This is a genomic window from Actinomadura sp. NPDC048032 (genome assembly GCF_040653175.1).
In the GTDB taxonomy this organism is placed as follows: domain Bacteria; phylum Actinomycetota; class Actinomycetes; order Streptosporangiales; family Streptosporangiaceae; genus Spirillospora; species Spirillospora verrucosospora.
This window is the reverse complement of record NZ_JBEZJP010000656.1, coordinates 1-2,919: the sequence shown is the minus strand read 5'-3', so window position 1 is coordinate 2,919 and position 2,919 is coordinate 1. Positions and strand designations below refer to the sequence as shown.

The window sequence follows — 2,919 nt, the reverse complement described above, 5'->3', positions numbered from 1 at the left end:
CACCGGGCTCCTGGGGGCCGTCCGCAACGACATGGCGGGCGCCGACGGGGTTCAAGAGGGCGACCCGGTACGGGCCGCGGAGATCATCATCCTGACCACGTTCGACAGCGACGACCACATCCTGCGGGCGATGCGCGCCGGCGCGAGCGGCTTCCTGCTGAAGCACACCCCGCCGCCGGAGATCATGCGGGCGATCCGCCAGGTCGCGGCGGGCGAGCCGATGATGTCGCCCGCGGTGCTGCGCAGGATGATGGCCTACGTCGCCGAGAGCGGCGCCGATCCGCGCCGGGCCCGCGCCCGCGGCCTGCTGGACCGGCTGAGCGACGGCGAGCGGGCCGTGGCCGCGCTCGTCGGCCGCGGGCTGACCAACAGCGAGATCGGCAAGGAGCTGTCGCTCAGCGTCGCCACCGTGAAGGCGTACGTGTCGCGGCTGCTGGCCAAGCTGGAGCTGAACAACCGCGTCCAGATCGCCCTCCTCGTCCACGACGCCGCCCTCGACGACTAGCGGTTCTCCGGGCCGCGCCGCGCCAGCGGGACGTGGCGGAGCAGCAGCGCCGCCGCCAGGCCCAGCACGGTGACGGGCAGCGCGGTGACGAACAGGGTGGAGAACGCGTCCGCGAAGGCCTCGGCGACGCCGTCGCGCACCGGCGCCGGGAGGGTCTCCAGGACCTCGGGGCGGACGGCGTCGCCGAACGCCGGGACCCGCCCGTCCGGGACCCGTCGCACGATCTCCTCGGCGAACCGGTTCGAGACGACGGCGCCGAAGACGGCCATCCCGGCGGCGGTGCCGAGCATGCGGCTCGCGAAGACGCCCGAGCTCGCCGCGCCGAGGTCGCGGTGCGGCGCGGCCTGCTGCGCGATCAGCATGACGACCTGCTGGGACAGCCCGGCGCCGAAGCCGAGCACCGCCATGTAGCAGCCCGCGGCGACCAGGCCGGTGCCGGCGTCCATGGTCGCCAGCAGCGCGATCCCGGCCGCGCTGACCGCCATGCTCGCGGCCGGGAGCCGGTGGTAGCGGCCGGTGCGGTGGATGTACTTCCCGGCCGCCATGGACGAGGCCAGGAGCGCGAGCATCATCGGCAGCAGGAGCAGGCCCGATCGGGTCGCGCCGACTCCCCCGACGACCTGGAAGAACATCGGCAGGTAGGTGGCGAGGCCGAACCCGGTGGCGCCGCCGACGGCCGCGACGGCGCAGGCCACGCTGAACGACCGGTCGCGGAACAGCCGCGGCGGGATGATCGGCTCGGCGGCCGTCCGTTCGGCGAGCGCCCACGCGGTGAACAGCACGGCCGAGGCCGCCGCCAGGGAGAGGACGACGGGCGAGCCCCACGCGTACCGCGTTCCTGCCCAGCTGGTGAACAGGGTGAAGCAGGTGACGGCGGCGCCGAGCAGGACGATCCCGGCGTAGTCGATCCGGGGCCTGCCCTGCGGCGCCGGCAGCCGGAGGAACAGCACGATCACGGCGGTGGCGGCGATGCCGAGCGGCAGGTTGAGGTAGAACACCCACCGCCACGACGCGTGGTCGGTGAGGACTCCTCCGGCCAGCGGTCCCGCGATGCTGGAGACGGCGAAGACGATCGCCGAGTAGCCCTGGTACCGGGCGCGCTCGCGCGGCTCGAACAGCTCGCCGGTGAGCGCGAACATCGAGCTCATCAGGCAGCCGGCCGCGGCGCCCTGGACGGCGCGGAACACGATCAGCCAGGTCATGGTGGGCGCCGCCCCGCACGCCGCCGATCCGGCGAGGAACCCGAGCAGGCCCGTCAGCAGGACGCGGCGGCGCCCGAACAGGTCGCCGAGCCGTCCCGACAGGGGGACGGTGACGCTGGTGGCCAGCACGTACGCCGTCGACACCCAGGCGAGCCGGTCGAGCCCGCCGAGGTCCCCGACGATCGTCGGCAGCGCGGTGCCGAGCACCGTCGCGTCCAGCGAGGACATGAGCCCGGCGAGCATGAGGCCGCCGAACACCAGCAGCCGGTGCCGGTCGGTCATCGGCGCGGTCGTCTCGATCACGCGCACCTCCCATTTCTATGCGTTAGACATATAGATGCTAGACACAGATAGATGAGTCGCGCAATCCATCTAGACTGGGCGCCATGAGCGACGAGGCGCTGGACGCCGTCGAGCGGAGCATGGTCAGGCTGCGCAGGGGCATGTCGCGGCAGCGGCTGGGCAAGGCGGCGATCCGCGACCACAACCTCCCCGTCGACGTGCAGGTCCTGCACGTCGTGGACATCGTGGACGAGGGTCCCGACCGGCCCGGCGAGGAGATGAGCGTCGGCCTGGTGGCCGCCCGCCTCGGCGTCGACGCCTCGCGCGGCAGCCGCATCGTCGCCGAGGCGGTCAAGTCGGGCTACGTCCGGCGGGTCGCCTCGCAGGAGGACGGCCGCCGCATCCATCTGGAGCTCACCGACGCCGGCAGGGCCGTCGTCGACGCCACCCGCCGCACCCGGCAGGAGCACTTCGCCAAGGCCATGAGCGGCTGGACCGACGAGGAGCGCTCCGCCTTCGCCCGCCTTCTGTCCCGCTTCGTCCACACCTACGAGGACTGACCGCCCGCGCGGCGAGGGGCGCCGCGCGTCCTCCCCCGGTTGCGGGCGGACGGCGCCCGCCTACAACCCCGGTTGCGGGTCCGGCGCGAAGCGCTCGGCCTCGCGGAGGACGGAGCCGCGCCGGACCGGCGTCTAGGCTGACGGGATGGGTGGTCGCCTGATCCCGCCGGCAGGGCGCGCGCGGGACGCGGCCCTGGCGGGCGGAGTGCTCGCCGTGGTGGCCGTCAGCAGCCTGAAGTCGCTCGTGGGGCCGCGCGAGGAGCCGTGGGCCGCGACGGCGTTCGACTGGGCGCTGATCCTCCTCGCCTGCGGGGCGCTGTTCTTCGCCCGCCGGCGCCCGGTGGCCGTCGCGGCCCTCGTCCTCGTGGCC

Annotated in this window: 3 protein-coding genes and 1 pseudogene; 3 read left to right on the top strand and 1 reads right to left on the bottom strand. The window is 74.0% G+C overall.

Translation table 11 applies throughout. From position 1 onward, the window contains the following. A partial coding sequence (locus tag AB0C69_RS40670; RefSeq protein WP_360361886.1) for a response regulator transcription factor occupies positions 1 to 505 on the top strand: 505 nt, incomplete at its 5' end. Here the strand turns inward: AB0C69_RS40670 and AB0C69_RS40665 are convergent. Next, complete coding sequence (locus AB0C69_RS40665; protein WP_345184403.1) at positions 502 to 2,010, bottom strand: MDR family MFS transporter; 1,509 nt, start codon at positions 2,008 to 2,010, stop codon at positions 502 to 504. The genes AB0C69_RS40670 and AB0C69_RS40665 overlap by 4 nt on opposite strands. Positions 2,011 to 2,093: 83 nt before the next feature. Between AB0C69_RS40665 and AB0C69_RS40660 the strand changes: the two genes are divergently transcribed. Together AB0C69_RS40660 and AB0C69_RS40655 are read left to right on the top strand one after the other, a co-directional pair. Further along, positions 2,094 to 2,549 (top strand): MarR family transcriptional regulator, encoded by a 456-nt coding sequence (locus AB0C69_RS40660; protein WP_185024800.1) that lies wholly within the window; start codon positions 2,094 to 2,096, stop codon positions 2,547 to 2,549. A 145-nt stretch (positions 2,550 to 2,694) separates the two neighbouring features. Continuing rightward, a pseudogene (locus AB0C69_RS40655) lies at positions 2,695 to 2,919 on the top strand (hypothetical protein); the annotation flags it as partial.